This window comes from Maritimimonas sp. 2205BS37-2 (assembly GCF_056591755.1).
Genome location: NZ_JBWQOI010000002.1, coordinates 79,669 through 95,253 on the forward strand (window position 1 = coordinate 79,669; position 15,585 = coordinate 95,253).

Annotated in this window: 18 protein-coding genes; 10 read left to right on the top strand and 8 right to left on the bottom strand. The window is 33.0% G+C overall.

The window, feature by feature from the left end:
• Positions 1-46 precede the first annotated feature (46 nt).
• Positions 47-1,954, top strand: coding sequence for an acetate--CoA ligase (acs, locus tag AC1EUU_RS07740; protein WP_480200842.1), 1,908 nt, complete (start codon positions 47-49; stop codon positions 1,952-1,954).
• A gap of 6 nt (positions 1,955-1,960) precedes the next feature.
• On the opposite strand, the gene AC1EUU_RS07745 is transcribed toward acs, so the two are convergent.
• The gene (locus AC1EUU_RS07745) at positions 1,961-3,172 is read right to left on the bottom strand and encodes a multidrug effflux MFS transporter (RefSeq protein WP_480200843.1); all 1,212 of its coding nucleotides are present in this window, start codon (positions 3,170-3,172) and stop codon (positions 1,961-1,963) included.
• A gap of 118 nt (positions 3,173-3,290) precedes the next feature.
• On the opposite strand from AC1EUU_RS07745, the gene AC1EUU_RS07750 reads away from it, so the two are divergent.
• From AC1EUU_RS07750 to AC1EUU_RS07760, 3 genes are read left to right on the top strand one after another with little or no spacing between them, the layout of a single operon-like run.
• Entirely contained in the window at positions 3,291-4,379 is a 1,089-nt protein-coding gene (locus AC1EUU_RS07750; RefSeq protein WP_480200844.1) for an amidohydrolase family protein, read from the top strand.
• A 10-nt stretch (positions 4,380-4,389) separates the two neighbouring features.
• A complete protein-coding gene (locus AC1EUU_RS07755) occupies positions 4,390-5,301 on the top strand; it encodes a hypothetical protein (RefSeq protein WP_480200845.1) in 912 nt (303 codons plus the stop codon).
• A gap of 19 nt (positions 5,302-5,320) precedes the next feature.
• Positions 5,321-5,953: a HEAT repeat domain-containing protein gene (locus AC1EUU_RS07760; protein WP_480200846.1), complete on the top strand. Its 633-nt coding sequence runs from the start codon at positions 5,321-5,323 to the stop codon at positions 5,951-5,953.
• On the opposite strand, the gene AC1EUU_RS07765 is transcribed toward AC1EUU_RS07760, so the two are convergent.
• On the bottom strand, positions 5,954-6,814 hold the full coding sequence (locus tag AC1EUU_RS07765) for a hypothetical protein (RefSeq protein ID WP_480200847.1): 861 nt from the start codon (positions 6,812-6,814) through the stop codon (positions 5,954-5,956).
• Positions 6,811-7,386, bottom strand: coding sequence for a type II toxin-antitoxin system RatA family toxin (locus AC1EUU_RS07770; protein WP_480200848.1), 576 nt, complete (start codon positions 7,384-7,386; stop codon positions 6,811-6,813). The genes AC1EUU_RS07765 and AC1EUU_RS07770 overlap by 4 nt, the downstream gene beginning before the upstream one ends.
• A 151-nt stretch (positions 7,387-7,537) precedes the next feature.
• Between AC1EUU_RS07770 and AC1EUU_RS07775 the strand changes: the two genes are divergently transcribed.
• On the top strand, positions 7,538-8,650 hold the full coding sequence (locus tag AC1EUU_RS07775) for a helix-turn-helix domain-containing protein (protein WP_480200849.1): 1,113 nt from the start codon (positions 7,538-7,540) through the stop codon (positions 8,648-8,650).
• Here the strand turns inward: AC1EUU_RS07775 and AC1EUU_RS07780 are convergent.
• On the bottom strand, positions 8,640-9,314 hold the full coding sequence (locus AC1EUU_RS07780) for a PrsW family intramembrane metalloprotease (protein ID WP_480200850.1): 675 nt from the start codon (positions 9,312-9,314) through the stop codon (positions 8,640-8,642). The genes AC1EUU_RS07775 and AC1EUU_RS07780 overlap by 11 nt on opposite strands.
• Positions 9,315-9,352: 38 nt before the next feature.
• Positions 9,353-10,438: a M42 family metallopeptidase gene (locus AC1EUU_RS07785; RefSeq protein ID WP_480200851.1), complete on the bottom strand. Its 1,086-nt coding sequence runs from the start codon at positions 10,436-10,438 to the stop codon at positions 9,353-9,355.
• A 122-nt stretch (positions 10,439-10,560) separates the two neighbouring features.
• On the opposite strand from AC1EUU_RS07785, the gene AC1EUU_RS07790 reads away from it, so the two are divergent.
• The 3 genes from AC1EUU_RS07790 to AC1EUU_RS07800 all read left to right on the top strand — a co-directional run bounded on the left by AC1EUU_RS07790 (position 10,561) and on the right by AC1EUU_RS07800 (position 12,323).
• Positions 10,561-11,244 carry a DUF4294 domain-containing protein gene (locus tag AC1EUU_RS07790; protein ID WP_480200852.1) on the top strand — a complete coding sequence of 228 codons (684 nt, stop codon included), beginning with the start codon at positions 10,561-10,563 and terminating at the stop codon, positions 11,242-11,244.
• A complete protein-coding gene (locus AC1EUU_RS07795; protein WP_480200853.1) occupies positions 11,245-11,751 on the top strand; it encodes a nuclear transport factor 2 family protein in 507 nt (168 codons plus the stop codon).
• A 98-nt stretch (positions 11,752-11,849) separates the two neighbouring features.
• Positions 11,850-12,323, top strand: a complete 474-nt coding sequence (locus AC1EUU_RS07800) for a hypothetical protein (protein WP_480200854.1) — start codon at positions 11,850-11,852, stop codon at positions 12,321-12,323.
• A gap of 25 nt (positions 12,324-12,348) precedes the next feature.
• On the opposite strand, the gene AC1EUU_RS07805 is transcribed toward AC1EUU_RS07800, so the two are convergent.
• Both AC1EUU_RS07805 and AC1EUU_RS07810 read right to left on the bottom strand, forming a co-directional pair.
• The gene (locus AC1EUU_RS07805; RefSeq protein ID WP_480200855.1) at positions 12,349-13,206 is read right to left on the bottom strand and encodes a glucosaminidase domain-containing protein; all 858 of its coding nucleotides are present in this window, start codon (positions 13,204-13,206) and stop codon (positions 12,349-12,351) included.
• Positions 13,206-14,093: a 1-aminocyclopropane-1-carboxylate deaminase/D-cysteine desulfhydrase gene (locus tag AC1EUU_RS07810; protein WP_480200856.1), complete on the bottom strand. Its 888-nt coding sequence runs from the start codon at positions 14,091-14,093 to the stop codon at positions 13,206-13,208. The genes AC1EUU_RS07805 and AC1EUU_RS07810 overlap by 1 nt, the downstream gene beginning before the upstream one ends.
• Before the next feature lie 153 nt (positions 14,094-14,246).
• Here AC1EUU_RS07810 and AC1EUU_RS07815 point away from each other — a divergent pair, with 153 nt between their 5' ends.
• Together AC1EUU_RS07815 and AC1EUU_RS07820 are read left to right on the top strand one after the other, a co-directional pair.
• Positions 14,247-14,399, top strand: coding sequence for a C1orf53 family protein (locus tag AC1EUU_RS07815; RefSeq protein WP_480200857.1), 153 nt, complete (start codon positions 14,247-14,249; stop codon positions 14,397-14,399).
• 176 nt (positions 14,400-14,575) lie between these two features.
• Complete coding sequence (locus AC1EUU_RS07820; protein ID WP_480200858.1) at positions 14,576-15,145, top strand: DUF4136 domain-containing protein; 570 nt, start codon at positions 14,576-14,578, stop codon at positions 15,143-15,145.
• Positions 15,146-15,343: 198 nt separating this feature from the next.
• Here the strand turns inward: AC1EUU_RS07820 and AC1EUU_RS07825 are convergent, their stop codons facing one another.
• Complete coding sequence (locus AC1EUU_RS07825; RefSeq protein ID WP_480200859.1) at positions 15,344-15,571, bottom strand: hypothetical protein; 228 nt, start codon at positions 15,569-15,571, stop codon at positions 15,344-15,346.
• Positions 15,572-15,585 lie beyond the last annotated feature (14 nt).

Genomic DNA, 15,585 nt, shown 5'->3' on the forward strand with positions numbered 1-15,585 from the left:
AATTCAGAAACCCTACTTTTAGGCGGTAAATTGAATTAAAACAACCATGAGCAACTACCACATCAAACATTTAGAAGAATACTATCAAGTTTATAGAAAATCTGTGCGTAATCCTGAGGTCTTTTGGGAAGAAATCGCCGAAGAACATTTTTTATGGCGTAAGAAATGGAATAGTGTATTAAGTTGGGACTTTACAAAGCCCGAAGTTAAATGGTTTGAAGGTGCTCAATTAAATATTACCGAAAACTGCATTGATCGACATTTGGTTACTCGCGGAGATAAAACAGCCATATTATTTGAGCCTAATGATCCGAATGAAACTACTGAACATATTACCTATAAACAATTACATACAAGAGTTAATAAGTTTGCCAATGTTTTAAAAGAACAAGGTATTCAGAAAGGAGATCGTGTATGTATTTATTTACCCATGATTCCTGAGCTCGCAATTTCTGTTTTGGCATGTGCACGAATCGGTGCAATTCATTCTGTTGTTTTCGCCGGATTCTCCTCCACTGCTCTAGCAACTCGTATAAATGATTGTGACGCAAAAATGGTTTTAACCTCTGACGGATCTTATAGAGGAACAAAAACAATTGATCTTAAAGGAATTGTTGATGATGCGTTAGAAAGTTGCCCCGGTGTAAAATCTGTTCTGGTAACCAAACGAATAAATAGTGATATAACGATGAAGGAAGGGAGAGATCAATGGTTACAGCCATTATTAGATAACGCCTCTTCTGAATGTGCTCCTGAAATTATGGATGCTGAAGATCCATTATTCATTCTATACACATCGGGTTCTACCGGTATGCCTAAAGGTATGATGCACACCACTGGTGGCTATATGGTTTATACCGCTTATACATTTAAAAATGTATTTCAATATCGAGAAAATGATATCTACTGGTGTACGGCAGATATTGGGTGGATTACCGGACATAGTTATATTGTTTACGGGCCATTAGCAAATGGAGCCACAACAGTAATGTATGAAGGCGTTCCTACTTATCCGGATTGGGGACGTTTCTGGGAAATTGTAGAAAAACATAAGGTTAATCAATTCTATACTGCTCCTACAGCTATAAGAGCATTAGCAAAAGAAAATTTAAGTTTTGTTGAAAAATATGATTTGTCATCATTAAAAGTTTTGGGTACAGTTGGTGAACCAATTAATGAAGAAGCATGGCATTGGTATAACGATAATATTGGTAAGAAAAAATCACCGATCGTTGATACCTGGTGGCAAACTGAAACAGGTGGAATTATGGTTTCTCCTATTCCATATAGTACTCCTACAAAACCCACATATGCAACATTACCAATGCCAGGAATTCAACCTGCTTTAATGGATGAAAATGGCAAAGAAATCCATGGTAACCAAGTTGATGGTCGTTTATGCATAAAATTTCCATGGCCATCAATGGCTCGAACTATTTGGGGAAATCATCAGCGTTATAAAGACACTTATTTTTCTGCCTTTGCGAATAAATATTTTACAGGAGATGGTGCCTTACGTGATGAAGTAGGTTACTATAGAATTACTGGACGTGTAGATGATGTTATTATTGTTTCTGGCCATAATTTAGGAACAGCACCAATAGAAGATGCTGTAAACGAACATCCGGCAGTGGCTGAATCTGCTATAGTAGGGTTTCCTCATGATATTAAAGGAAATGCATTATATGGTTATGTCATTTTAAAAGAAACTGGTGAAAGTAGAGATCAGGACAATTTACGAAAAGAGATTAACCAGATTATCACTGAGCATATTGGACCAATCGCCAAGTTAGATAAAATTCAATTTACTAATGGATTACCAAAAACACGTAGCGGTAAGATAATGCGTCGTATTCTTAGAAAAATTGCATCAAAAGACACAAGTAATCTAGGAGATACTTCTACTTTACTAAACCCAGAAGTTGTACAAGATATAATGGATAAGGCATTATAATTTTTATTAAACTTTAATAGCCTTTGCTCTTCTTCGTTGAACATAAAAGAATAAAAATAACGATAGCACACCAAATAAAGAGAACCCGATAAATAAGGGTAATACAGAATCATTTACAAAACCACCTATATAATTGGCTATTGGAACCGCCATAACTGTTGATACAAATCCGTTTATCGCTGCTCCAATTCCGGCTATATGCCCTAACGGGTTCATTGCTAATGCGCGTAGATTACCAAATAAAAATCCAATGGCAAAAAATTGAATAGCAAAAAACCCTAGTAAGATCTCTATACTTGGGTTTTTTCCTGACCAAAATAGTATTATATAAGCTAGTGAAATAATAACATAGGCCACACATGCTGTATAGGCTATTCTCCACATACCATATCGCACTACGAGTCGACTGTTTAAAAATGTAGAAAGCCCAACCGATATAGCTAAACTCGCGAAAATATATGGAAACAGGTCTGCCATGTTATACTGCTGCTCGAAAATCTGTTGTGAAGTACTTAGGTACACCATGAATGACCCCGTGATGAAACCAGAAACCAAAGTAAAAGCAATCGCTTCTTTATACTTTATAAACTCTTTCGTACCGTCTACAAATAACGACCAAGAAAAAGGTATTTTATTTTCAAGTTTCAAAGTCTCTGGTTGTCGTAACCAAAACCACAACACCACCAATAAGCCAAAAGCTAAGTTTATATAGAAAATGACTTTCCAGTTGTAATAATTCAAAATAAATTGTCCCAGTGCCGGTGCTATTACCGGAACTAGAATGAACACCATTACAACTATTGAAATAATTTTGGCCATATAATCACCTGCATATTTATCTCTAATTATAGCAATTGCCATTGTTCGCGGAGAAGATAAACCAACACCTTGTAAAACCCTACCAAAAATCATCACCTCAAAGTTTTTGGTAGTAACACATATTATGCTAGCAATAATGAACAACACAAAACCTGCATAGACAATGGGTTTTCTACCAAAACTATCAGATAATGGACCAAAAATTAATTGCCCTACACCTAAGCCAAGAAAAATCATGGTAATCATTAACTGGTTGTTATTTGCATTTACAACACTTAAATAAGATCCAATTTCTGGTAATGCCGGTAACAATGCATCTATAGATAATGCCACTATAGACATTAATGAGGCCATTAGGGTAACGAATTCTAATTCTAGTTTCGGTTGGTTAGATTGCATTGAGCAAATGTAGTCAAATCTTAACTCCCGTAATGTATCTTTTTATTGTTAAACATTTGCTAAAATCTTCATTACTTCTTTAGCGATTAATATCTTTATAGCTTATTAAATTTCTATAATGAAACTCAAAAATTTAAGCTTACTCGTAATTATCTTTTTATCATTAAACTTTCTAACAGCTCAAGACCTTACTTTTGAAGAATACAATCCGAAATCTACCTTAGTAGTTCCCGGTGGGATTGTTAAAAAAGCAAAATTTCCTTTTATCGATGTGCATGGGCATCAATACAGAATGCCTGAGCAAAACTTAACACCTGTCATTACCGCTATGGATACTTTAAATATGGCTATAATGGTAAACCTTAGTGGGCGTTCAGGTGATAATTTAAAAAAGTCTGTAAAGAATATTGCTGACCATTATCCAAATAGGTTTGTCGTTTTTGCAAACGTGAATTTTAACGGCGTTGGAAAACCAGATTGGACCAAAAAAGCGGTTGCTCAATTAGAGGAAGATGTTAAAAGTGGCGCCAGAGGATTAAAAGTGTATAAAAGTCTGGGTATGCGAAATAAAGACACGAATGGTAAACGCATTGCCGTAGATGACCCAAGGTTAGATCCAATTTGGGCAAAATGTGGCGAGTTAGGTATTCCTGTGTTAATTCATACTGCAGACCCGAAGTCTTTTTGGGAAGATTTTAATGCAGATAATGAGCGCTGGTTAGAGCTTAAAACGCGACCTCGACGAAAAAGAGGGGCCAATGACCCAGCTCCCTGGGAACAATTAATTGAAGAGCAACATAACATGTTCAAAAAACACCCTAATACAAAATTCATCAATGCGCATATGGGATGGTTTGCCAATGACCTTGGGAAGTTAGGCCGACTATTAGATGAAATACCAAATATGTATGTTGGAATTGGGGCCATTATTGCCGAATTAGGACGTCAACCAAGGTTTGCAAAAACTTTTTTTGAAAAATATCAAGATAGAATCTTATTTGGTAAAGACAGCTGGAAGCCTGAAGAATTTCCAACTTATTTTAGAGTGTTAGAAACCGCAGATGAATACTTTCCTTATCATAAAAAATATCATGCTTTTTGGGCAATGTACGGCATTAATTTATCCGATAACGTCTTAAAAAAGGTATATTATAAAAATGCGTTAGCGCTAATTCCTGGATTAGATAAGAGTTTATTCCCTAATTAAAACCAATCACATGAGAACCATTTTCTTCTTTCTATTTACGATAGTTGCTCTAAGTGGCTATACACAACAGATTCCAGATACAACCTATGTACCTATTATTGAAAACCCAATGTATCAAAAAGATAAAGGTTCTATTGTTTTTATTGATGAAGGGCATCATAATTTTCACACTAAAGATGGCAATTATTGGGCCTTTGCCAATTTACTCCGTAGAGATGGTTATGTTATAAAAGGATACGAAGGAATCTTTACTAAAGAAAAGTTATCAGAAGGGAAAATACTGGTTATTTCCAATGCTCTTAATGAGATAAATATTAGAAACTGGTATGTTCCAACACCCTCAGCATTTACTAAAGAAGAAATTAAAACAATTAAAGAGTGGGTAAATAATGGTGGTAGCTTATTTTTAATTGCAGATCATATGCCTATGGCTGGTGCAGCAGAAGAATTAGCTGCGGTTTTTGGTTTTGAATTTACAAACGGATTTGTTTTTAATTCTTCAAGCAATAGAGGGACTGCATTCTTTAAAACAGAAGATAATACACTTGGTGAGTCTATCATTACAAAGGGTAAGACTCCTTCTGAAAAAATAAGTTCTATCGTTTCTTTTACCGGGCAAGGGTTTAAAATTCCAAAAGACGCTACTTCTGTTTTAACCTTTGATGAAAATTATGTGAACATCTTGCCAGACACGGCATGGGTTTTTACAGACCTACCAAGAACTCCTGTTAAAGGATGGTCACAAGGTGCTTACAAGAAATTCGGAAAAGGTAGAATTGTTATGTGGGGAGAAGCCGCTATGTTCACTGCTCAATTGGCAGGACCAAACAGAAGACGTTTTGGAATGAGCTTAGATATTGCAAAAGAAAACTATCAGCTACTTTTAAATATTATTCATTGGTTAGATGGAAAGATTGATTAATTATAAGGTGATTTAAATAATGCAAAAGTTGAACGTTCTTAATAATATAGCCTCTGCTCTCAATAGAAAAGATGAGCAACCCAATATAGAATTGGCAAAACTTATTGTTGAAAAAGCAGACAAACAGGCCATTAAATTACTGGTTGAAAATTTATCAAGTAAAGACAAATTGGTTCAAAAAGATTGCATAAAAGTATTATATGAAGTAGGAGAACTACAACCAGAACTTATATCTTCTCACCTCACTAGCTTTTTACAATTATTAAAGCATAAAAATAATCGATTACAGTGGGGAGCCATGACAGCCTTAAATTCTATAAGCAAGGTGAAACCGACCATTATTTTTGATAATTTACCTTCAGTGCTTAAGGCTGCGGATAAAGGCTCAGTGATTACTCGTGATCAAATGATTAACATCTTGATCAACCTAGCTAAATCTAGAAAGTATAAAAATGAAATGCTAAAATTACTTGAAGAGCGACTATTAATAAGCCCAACAAACCAATTACCGATGTATGCTGAAAGAATATTACCGGTTATTGATGAAAAGCATGCAGAACTATTTATCAATGCACTTCAGCTACGCTTAAAAGATGTAGAAAAAGAGAGCAAGCGAAAGCGTATTGAAAAAGTGCTTCGCAGGCTCAGTTGATCATTGATGCTGATCAATTAAAATGGGATTACCATCTGGATCGGTAATCATAAATGATGCTTTACCGGATTCTTTGTCCATACCCGTTGCCATTAATGTTTCTATTTTCCCATTAATGCTATGCATATAAATTTTTCTTGCATTAACAGGATTAAACGTTAATGTATTTTTAGGAAACATACCTTCAAATAGGCCAATCTTGGTAGTTCCATTCTTTAAAATAAGCCAGTTTTGGTCAATATTTCCAGCTACCCTAGTAAATCCTAATCTTTCATAAAACTCTTTAGAAAGCTTAATATCTTTAACAGTCAATGAAATTGAAAATTCACCAAGGTCATTTGCAGCTTTATGTTTATGCCAAGTATAGGATCTATTCTTTTTCCATTCTCCCGATTTATTAATGGAGTAAGAGGTAGAAATAGATGTATCTCCGGTTAAAATTGATCGATGTCCATGCTTAGATTGTTTTCCATTTGGCGCAGTAAAAATTTGAACGAGTTCTATTGTTTCATCATCTAAAACCTTTAAAGAACCTTGACCTATAGTTCCATTTGGTGCATATTGAACAAACATTCCTTTATTTTTATTAAAATCCCAATATTGCCTGAATTGCCAAAAAGGCCCTACCTTTTTGCCTTTAGAAAGCCCATATAACTCTCCTACGATTGATTTATTACCGATGCCCCAATTCCAATCCATCCCATACGATTCGAAAGATTCGTTTTCGGTTTGATAATTTTTATTGCTGGTTACCCATACTCCTATTGATTGCTCCATATTTTCTTGGAACCATCGAGGTACTTCTTGTGCAACCAATTGATTTGTAATAAAAATCATGCTAATTATTAATATTCTTATCATTTTTCTAAGTTTAAATTAAATAATACATCTTCCGCCATTCGTTGCCAATTATCTAATAAATGGTTGGTATCATTTTTTGCCTGTTCTTGCGCTTTACTTAAGAATAAACCAGCAACAAAAGCATTTTTAAATTCATAACTGAAGTCAAGCGTTAATTTTGTCTTATTTTGAGTTATCGAATCTATCCTCCAAATACCAGAAAGTGATTTGAATGGTAAAGGGTAATCCTCTTTTTGGGTATTTACCTCAAATTCAAATTGTTTTCCTGGCTCCCAAATTGTACAAGTTTCCTCCCAGCTATTCCCATTAGGATCTGAGCAAATTCGTTTTAAACCTAGGCCTTCTCCCGAAATAATTTGAACATTATGAATTCCTTCTGAAGTAACTTTATGATAATTTCCAACATCAGATATTATATCCCAAACTTTATGTTTTGGAGCATAGATAATTCGATCGACCATAAAGTGCTGTGTTCCTTTAGCTTTAGGATATTGGATAAAGGCATATAAAAGTGTAAGAACTATTATTGCGATTAAAAGCAATGATATCCATTTAAAAATTTTTCGTGCCATTTTTAAGATTTTGACTCGAAATTAACTATTAAAGGAAGGCTTTTTTAGCATAATAAGGCACGCTCTATTAAATGAAACTTATTTTATTAAGTCGTTAGAGGTAAATGGAATTTCATTTAATAAAGGCTTACTATCTTCGCAAGATATAAAAATGGATAGCTTAGGAACTTCGTCGTTTATACTTACTTTTTTATTAGGAGGCACCATCTTAATAGGTGCATTTATAATATTAATATTACTAAAAAGCTATTCATTAAAAGTCTCAAGATTCTATTTAGCAGCTGTTTTATTCTTTCTAATATTGCATTTAGATACTTTTTTATTATTCACAACACAGTTTATAAGAAAGTATCCTCATTTATTAGGTGTAAGCTTTCCTACATTATTCTTAATTGGACCTGCGTATTATTTCTTTATTAAAAGTTTTAACAACTCTCGTTTTAGATTAAAAAAAACAGACTCTTTTCATCTAATGCCTTTTATAATTATGATTGGGTATCAGGTGTATTTTTATTTAAAACCATTGTCTTTTAAAAAAGGACTAGTCGAATATTATTATTCGCATGTGCCGGGAGCAAGTTTTTCATTTCTAAATTGGCTCAATGCTAATCTGTATATGTTATTGCTATTCTTTTATACCATTATTTCACTCAAATATTTATATAAGAACAACAGGCAAAATAGTATTTTATTAAAAAGAATTACCAAAGTACTTATGGCATTATCGATCATTTATATGGTATTGCAAACCGGCTTTATTATACAAGGTACTTCAGCCATTATATCAGAAATTGTATTAGCCAGTTTACTGGCGATTACCATTTTATTACTGGGTTATTGGATTGTAGATATTAAGGTTTTATTACCATTAACTTTGGGAAAATATAAAACATCACCATTAGCAAAAAATCAAGTAAAAATTATACGAAAGAATTTAGAGTCTAGTGTTATAAAGGATAAATTATTTTTAAGTCCTAAATTAAAAATAAATGATCTAGCTGCATCAATAAATACACCTTCACATCATATCTCGCAGGTTTTAAATGAAGACATGGGTACTAATTTTTACGATTTTATTAATGAGCTTCGCATTACAGAAGCTAAAAAAATGCTGTTAAATGGAGCTTTAAAAAAACTATCAATCCAAGCCATTGGTTTGGAATGTGGTTTTAGTAATAAAACTAGTTTTTATAGGGCATTTAAAAAATTCACCAACCAAACTCCAAGCGAATTTATAAAGGAAAATATGCTACTTAAGAATTAAATTGAGAATTGTCTTGATGTAGTTTTATTGCTCTTCTTGATAAGAAGATTCCAATTATTAATGAAACAAATGCTCCTGTCCATATACCTGGAACAAAGGGTATAAACAAAAAGAAATCATACGCTCCGTGAAAAATAATAGCAAGGAGTAAACCTGTTAGATTTAAGGTAATTCTATTATTAGAAAATTTTGCTTTGCCCATGAAATATCCCATAAGCACTCCAAAAGTAGCGTGTGCAGGTACAGCAGTAAAAGCCCTTAAAACAGCAGTTTCTATTCCACCTTCAATAACATAGAATATATTCTCAGTAACTGCGAATCCCATTGAAACCATTACTGCATATACAATTCCATCAAAAGGCTCATTGAACGCTTCCTTAGGTTGTGCATAATAACGTACAATAATGTATTTACTAAATTCTTCAATTAAACCAACCATAAAAAAGGCTTTTATGAATTGCTGCAAAATGCTTTCTGCTTTAAATGGAGGGAAAATAGATTGAAATATAAAATACAATATGGTAGTAACAATTATACTTACAATAGCGCCAAGTAAAAAATTGGTAAGTAATAATTTCTTAGGTTCCTTTTCGTGCTTATCTTTTATATAAACATAAAACATTATGATAAATGCAGGAGCTACAGCAAGTAAAAGTAGTTTCATAGAAAAAATGAAGCCTCAAAAAATGAGGCTTTTAATTTTTAGAAGTAACTAAAAGTTTCTCCTTCTTTTATATTTAATAACGATTCATAAATGAGCTTTATCACGTTCTCTACATCTTCTTTATGCACCATTTCTACGGTAGTATGCATATATCTTAATGGTAAAGATATTAATGCCGAAGCTACACCGCTTCCGCTATACGCAAAAGCGTCGGTATCTGTTCCTGTAGCTCGCGATAATGCTGCTCGTTGAAACGGAATCTTTTTTGATTCTGCGGTCTCGGTAATTAAATCACGTAATTTTTGTTGAACGGCAGGTGCGTATGCTATTACAGGGCCTTTACCAGTTTCACAATGACCTTGCTTCTTTTTATCAATCATTGGTGTGGTTGTATCATGAGTTACATCTGTAACTATTGCGGCATTCGGCTGAATACGTTCTGCTATCATTTGCGCACCGCGTAAGCCTATTTCCTCTTGTACGGCATTTACTATATAGAGCCCAAAAGGTAATTTCTTTTTATTTTCATGAAGCAAACGTGCAACTTCTGCGATCATAAAACCGCCCATTCTGTTGTCTAATGCTCTACACACAAAATTATCTTTGTTTAAAATATGGAACTCATCAGGGTATGTTATCACACAGCCGACATGAACACCCAATTTTTCTACTTCTTCTTTCTTTTTACACCCTACATCAATAAAAATATTATCAGGTTTAGGTGGTACTTCTTTTGCTCTACTTCTAGTGTGAATGGCGGGCCAACCAAACACGCCTTTAACAATTCCCTTTTTTGTATGGATATTTACTATTTTACTAGGAGCAATTTGATGATCCGATCCTCCATTTCTAACCACATAAATCAATCCATTATCTGAAATATAGTTCACATACCATGAAATTTCATCGGCATGCCCTTCAATTACTACCTTATATTCAGCTTCAGGGTTGATAACTCCCACTGCTGTTCCATAGGTATCAGTAATAAATTCATCTACATAGGGTTTTAGGTAATTCATCCATAATTTTTGCCCATCCCATTCATATCCGGTTGGTGAGGCATTATTTAAATATTTTTCTAAAAAAGTTAATGATTTTTTATTAAGAATACTCTTTTTAGCCATTGTTAAAAATTTAGTACACGAATGTACTAATTTATTAGCTAAATAAACGTTAATGTTTACCTAGGGTCTAATAAATATTATACTTTTGGAATGGTATTTGGAAAACACATATTAAAGAAAAAATGAAGCAGATTTTAATATATGTATTTGTGATTTTTACACTTGGTCTTACGGCGCAAGAGGTAAAGAAAGATACTATTGTCGATGATCTTATTATTATTAAAGGAGATTCAGCTATTATTTCATTAGATGAAGTTGTAGTCTTAAGTAAACTTAAGTTCGATTCTACGAAAGAAAAACGTTATTATTATTGGTATTGGAGAAAGGTTCATAAGGCTTATCCGTATGCAAAGTTGGCAGCTGAAAGATTGGTGAAACTAAATGACCAGCTCTCAAAAATTCGTTCAAAACGTAAACGAAAACGTCATACGAAAAAGATGCAAAAATATATGGAAGGTGAGTTTACCAATAAGCTTAAAAAAATGACACGTACTGAAGGTAGAATACTCATAAAGTTAATTCACAGGCAAACAGGTCTTACTGCATTTGACCTTGTAAAAGAGTATCGAAGTGGCTGGAAAGCTTTTTGGTATAACACCACCGCCAATATGTTCAAACTCTCTCTAAAGAATGAATATCATCCTGAAGAGGAAGCCTTAGATTTTTTAGTAGAAGATATTCTTCAGCGTTCTTTTGTTAATGGGAGTTTAGAAGAACAAAAACCTAGGGTACCAATTGACTATTTCGAAATTTCTCGAAAATTTAAAGATATTGATGTTATTGCTACTATCAATAATCGACAATAAATGACTAAATATTTAACCTCACTTTTCGCCCTAATGGTTATGGTTTTATCCTGTAAAGAAAATCGGGATAGCCAATTAAATATACGTCAAATTGTAAGTGAGTATTATAGTACTTATATTGATCAAAAAGATTATGATAAATTTTTAAGCTTTTATGATGATTCAATTGTCTTAGAAGATATGATAAATGGCGATAAGATTATTGGTATAGATTCATTTAAAAGTTTTTTTGATTGGAGAAATCAAGATTTATCAAGAACTGAATCAGCAGCTTTAGTAATAGAAGAACAAATTATTGAAGGCAATAAGGTTGTTACTAAAGGTTATTTCACCCCTATAAAATGGAAAGACAATACATTTGAAGCGATGCAGTTTACCACAATATTAATTTTTAATCAAAAGGGTAAAATCATACGGCACATAGATTGGTTAAATTATCCTAACAACATGATTGATTATTCCAACCGAAAGAACTCAAATAGTTGGATTAAAAAACCTGCAAACTAAGTTAAAACATTGTTAAAGTAGTTTTAGCCATTAAACCTTACTGAATTAAGGAAGTCAAAGTGGTGGTTAAGAAATTATAAATCACTAAAACGTATAGTATGAAAAAATTAATAAGTTTTGCTCTTATGGCATTGTTTACACTAGGTGCATATGCACAAGAGCAAGAAAATCAACAGCGACGTAAACGTCCTAACTTCACCGCCGAGCAAATAGCAGAATTGCAGACAAAAAAAATGACCCTAGATCTTGATCTTTCTGAAAGACAACAGAAACAAATTTATGAGATTAATAAACGCAAAGCTGTTGAGCGCAAGCAAAAAATAGAAGAGTTGAAAACTCTTAGATCTGAACGAAAACAATTATCTAGTGATCAGCTATTTGAATTAAAGAAAAGTAGATTAGATAAGCAGTTAGCGCATCAAACTGAAATGAAACAGATCTTAAATGAAAAGCAGTTTGAAACTTGGAAAAAAACCAGAAAGCATAGAGCTCATAAGGCTAAAAGAAGAATGGCCAAGCGCAAAATGAAAAAAAGAAGGTTGCGACGAGATAGAATTCAAGATAGAAGGTAAAAAAAGCGGCAGTAGCCGCTTTTTTCTATAATTCTATATATATCTTTTGACCAATTGAAAGATCATTACTCTTTAAACCATTTAACCATTTTAGTCGATCAACGGTAAGATTATAATTTCTTGCAATAGAATACAAAGTATCTCCTTTTTTAACTACTATAAAGGTTCCAGGTTTTTCTGGAGCTTTCTTTTTTACCTTAGTAACTCCCCCAGCATATTTATCATAGAAATCATCAAACTTATAAAGTTCATAAAGCTCAATTAGTGTTATTAATTTTTTAGGGTATTTAGGATCAGTGGCGTAACCCGCCTTTTTTAATCCTTTCGCCCAGCCTTTATAATTAGTTAATTTTAGATCAAATAATGCTGCATAACGTTTACGTTCATATAAAAATAATGAGTGATCTCTAAACGACGAAAGTGGATTGTTATACTTTCTAAAGCATTCTTGTCTTGCATCATCATCGTGATAAATACGCTTTCCTTTCCAACTTTTATGGCATTTTACCCCAAAATGATTATTTCCTTTAACCGTTAATCTACTACGACCACTATTAGATTCTAAAATTCCCTGTGCCAAAGTAACACTGGCCGGAATTTGATATTTATGCATTTCGGCTATTGCAATATCATTGTATTCTTCAATATATGCTAATGTACTCTTATGTAGTTTGGGTTTACGTCTTTTAAGGTCGTGAACCAGATCATCTGCACGTTCTATTTTCTCTACAAAAACTTTATCTTCTAAAACGGGTTGTTTTTTAGGCTTGGTTGTACTGGTAACTACCCTATTTGGTTGTTTTTTAGAACTGATTATTGTTTTTTTTGAGCCACAGCTCAATAATAAAGAAAAAAGTATGAGTATTAAAATTAAGTTTTTCATCACGCCAATAAGGGTCTATTTTGCCTTTTAAGTTTTTTATTCACACCTTCAATTCCCTGTAAACCACCAGTATGAATTATTAATATATCACTATCTTTTTTAATATTACTTTTTCTAATCATATCTACAACTCCAAATACCATTTTTCCTGTATAAATAGGATCTAAAGGCACCCCTGTTTGTTGCTTAAACTCATTGATAAACGTAATAAGTTCATCATTTATTTTACCATAACCACCAAAATGATATTCAGTAATAAGTTGCCAATTCTTGTGGTTGGTTGTTAATTTTTTTACTTCATCAATTATAAAATTACCTTTTAAAGCAGAAAAACCTAAAATTTTTTGCGTTGTTGCCGAATTAATAATCCCCGCTATTGTTCCTCCGGTTCCTACCGGGACACAGATATAATCAAAACTGTGGTCATTGGTCGTAAGTATTTCTTCACATCCTTTAATCGCAAGCTGATTTGTTCCTCCTTCAGGAAGCAAATAAAAATCTCCAAATTTTAGCTGTAATTCTTTAACAAAGGAACTTTCCTTCTTTTTGCGATACTTTTCTCTACTTATAAATTCAAATTGCATACCGCATTTTTGCGCGAATTTCAAAGTTGGATTATTAACAATCTCATCTCTTAGCTCTTGTCCGCGAATAATACCGATAGTTTTAAACTTATACTCCTTTCCGGCACCAGCCACGGCAGCAATATGATTAGAATATGCACCTCCAAAAGAAAGCAATGTATTTTTTTGCTGTTTCTTTGCCTCTAATAGATTATATTTTAATTTTCTAAACTTGTTACCAGATATAATGGAGTGTAGCATATCTTCACGTTTAAATGTAAAAGAATAACCTTGAAACGTTACTGATTGATTACTGCTATTCACTAAAAATATTTAAAGACTTATACTCCATTTGAATACAAATGTAATGAAACAGTTCTTTCATTAGTTATAGCCAAGCATTAAAAAATCAACAGTATTATTAACGTATAATTGTGTAATTTTACCACCTTAATTTTGTAATGAATGTATAACAAAATGCCCAAATTAGAACCAGATGATTTTTACTATTCTGAGCAAGGTTATAAGGTGTTTACTGAAAAGTATCATTTAAAAAGAGGTTATTGTTGCGAAAGTGGCTGCAAGCATTGCCCCTACGGGTATGATAAGAAGACAAACGCGCAAACCTGACAAATCAAAAACTATAAATCTCGGCATGATTCTTGATTGTAATTTGTAGCTGATAAACGTTTAAAATGTTATGATTTCGAACGTTGATAAAAACATCTTATTGGATAAAGTATTTGAGTACTATCCTTAAGGATTATTTATTGAAAGATTAATATTAATAATTTATTGCTTGGCATATGAAATTTGTAAAGTTATTACCCTTATTTGCGCTATTTATAGCCACTTCATGTACTTCTGTAAAAGTTGCGTCTGATTACGATAAAGAAACCAACTTTAACAACTACAAAACCTTTGCTTTTTATAAAAAAGGAATAGATAAAGTAGATATCTCAGATCTTGATAAGCGCAGAATCTTAAAAGCTATTGAGAAAGAATTAGAAGCTAAAGGTTTAACAAAATCTAGCAATCCTGATGTATTAGTAAATATCTTCACCAAATCGCGTCAAAAGATTGATGTATATAATAACAATCGCTATTATGGATGGTACCCTTGGTATTATGGAAGATGGGCTTTATGGAATGGACCATGGGGCTTAGGTTTTGGTCCTAATTCTTACCAAACGGTTACAAAATCAACCGAGGGCACTTTATTTATTGATCTTATAGATGCAAAAAAGAAAGAATTAGCATGGCAAGGTGTTGGTACCGGTGCTTTGCGTTCGGCTAAAAATATTGAAAAGAAAGAAGAGCGAATTAATGAATTCGTCACAGAAATAATGGCCAATTATCCACCAAGTGCCGAATAGGCAACGTTTATATTTTCTGTTTGATTTGAAAGCCCCAAAATAAGCTCTTGTTTATTTTGGGGTTTTCTTTTGATAATTAAAAAATTGAACTTACTAATTAATGAGATTGAATATAAAGTCTTAGCATAGTTACATTCATCATTAGAGTTATACTTGTTGAATCTCGTTCTCTTTTAATTTCACTTTATCATAAAGAACTTAAACGTCTTCACATATTCCCCAACTAGCATCACCATTAGGGAAACCATATACAACACAAGTCCCACATATAGTTCCGCAATCCACATCACTACTACATGAAGAATTACACGAAGGGCCTCCTGTACCATCTCCTATGGTGTCTGTGCCCCATGTTCCTCCATAAACATTTTTTTGTTCTCTCTTTTCAAGAACTCTTACTCCTTTAAAGTTTGCCAAATTTTTCATATTAAAAAAATTAA

What these genes read in the sequence shown, in the direction of transcription:
- acs (WP_480200842.1), top strand. Translation starts at nt 47, where the DNA reads ATGAGCAACTACCACATCAAACATTTAGAAGAATACTATCAAGTTTAT.
- AC1EUU_RS07745 (WP_480200843.1), bottom strand. Translation starts at nt 3,172, where the DNA reads ATGCAATCTAACCAACCGAAACTAGAATTAGAATTCGTTACCCTAATG.
- AC1EUU_RS07750 (WP_480200844.1), top strand. Translation starts at nt 3,291, where the DNA reads ATGAAACTCAAAAATTTAAGCTTACTCGTAATTATCTTTTTATCATTA.
- AC1EUU_RS07755 (WP_480200845.1), top strand. Translation starts at nt 4,390, where the DNA reads ATGAGAACCATTTTCTTCTTTCTATTTACGATAGTTGCTCTAAGTGGC.
- AC1EUU_RS07760 (WP_480200846.1), top strand. Translation starts at nt 5,321, where the DNA reads ATGCAAAAGTTGAACGTTCTTAATAATATAGCCTCTGCTCTCAATAGA.
- AC1EUU_RS07765 (WP_480200847.1), bottom strand. Translation starts at nt 6,814, where the DNA reads ATGATAAGAATATTAATAATTAGCATGATTTTTATTACAAATCAATTG.
- AC1EUU_RS07770 (WP_480200848.1), bottom strand. Translation starts at nt 7,386, where the DNA reads ATGGCACGAAAAATTTTTAAATGGATATCATTGCTTTTAATCGCAATA.
- AC1EUU_RS07775 (WP_480200849.1), top strand. Translation starts at nt 7,538, where the DNA reads ATGGATAGCTTAGGAACTTCGTCGTTTATACTTACTTTTTTATTAGGA.
- AC1EUU_RS07780 (WP_480200850.1), bottom strand. Translation starts at nt 9,314, where the DNA reads ATGAAACTACTTTTACTTGCTGTAGCTCCTGCATTTATCATAATGTTT.
- AC1EUU_RS07785 (WP_480200851.1), bottom strand. Translation starts at nt 10,438, where the DNA reads ATGGCTAAAAAGAGTATTCTTAATAAAAAATCATTAACTTTTTTAGAA.
- AC1EUU_RS07790 (WP_480200852.1), top strand. Translation starts at nt 10,561, where the DNA reads ATGAAGCAGATTTTAATATATGTATTTGTGATTTTTACACTTGGTCTT.
- AC1EUU_RS07795 (WP_480200853.1), top strand. Translation starts at nt 11,245, where the DNA reads ATGACTAAATATTTAACCTCACTTTTCGCCCTAATGGTTATGGTTTTA.
- AC1EUU_RS07800 (WP_480200854.1), top strand. Translation starts at nt 11,850, where the DNA reads ATGAAAAAATTAATAAGTTTTGCTCTTATGGCATTGTTTACACTAGGT.
- AC1EUU_RS07805 (WP_480200855.1), bottom strand. Translation starts at nt 13,206, where the DNA reads ATGAAAAACTTAATTTTAATACTCATACTTTTTTCTTTATTATTGAGC.
- AC1EUU_RS07815 (WP_480200857.1), top strand. Translation starts at nt 14,247, where the DNA reads ATGCCCAAATTAGAACCAGATGATTTTTACTATTCTGAGCAAGGTTAT.
- AC1EUU_RS07820 (WP_480200858.1), top strand. Translation starts at nt 14,576, where the DNA reads ATGAAATTTGTAAAGTTATTACCCTTATTTGCGCTATTTATAGCCACT.
- AC1EUU_RS07825 (WP_480200859.1), bottom strand. Translation starts at nt 15,571, where the DNA reads ATGAAAAATTTGGCAAACTTTAAAGGAGTAAGAGTTCTTGAAAAGAGA.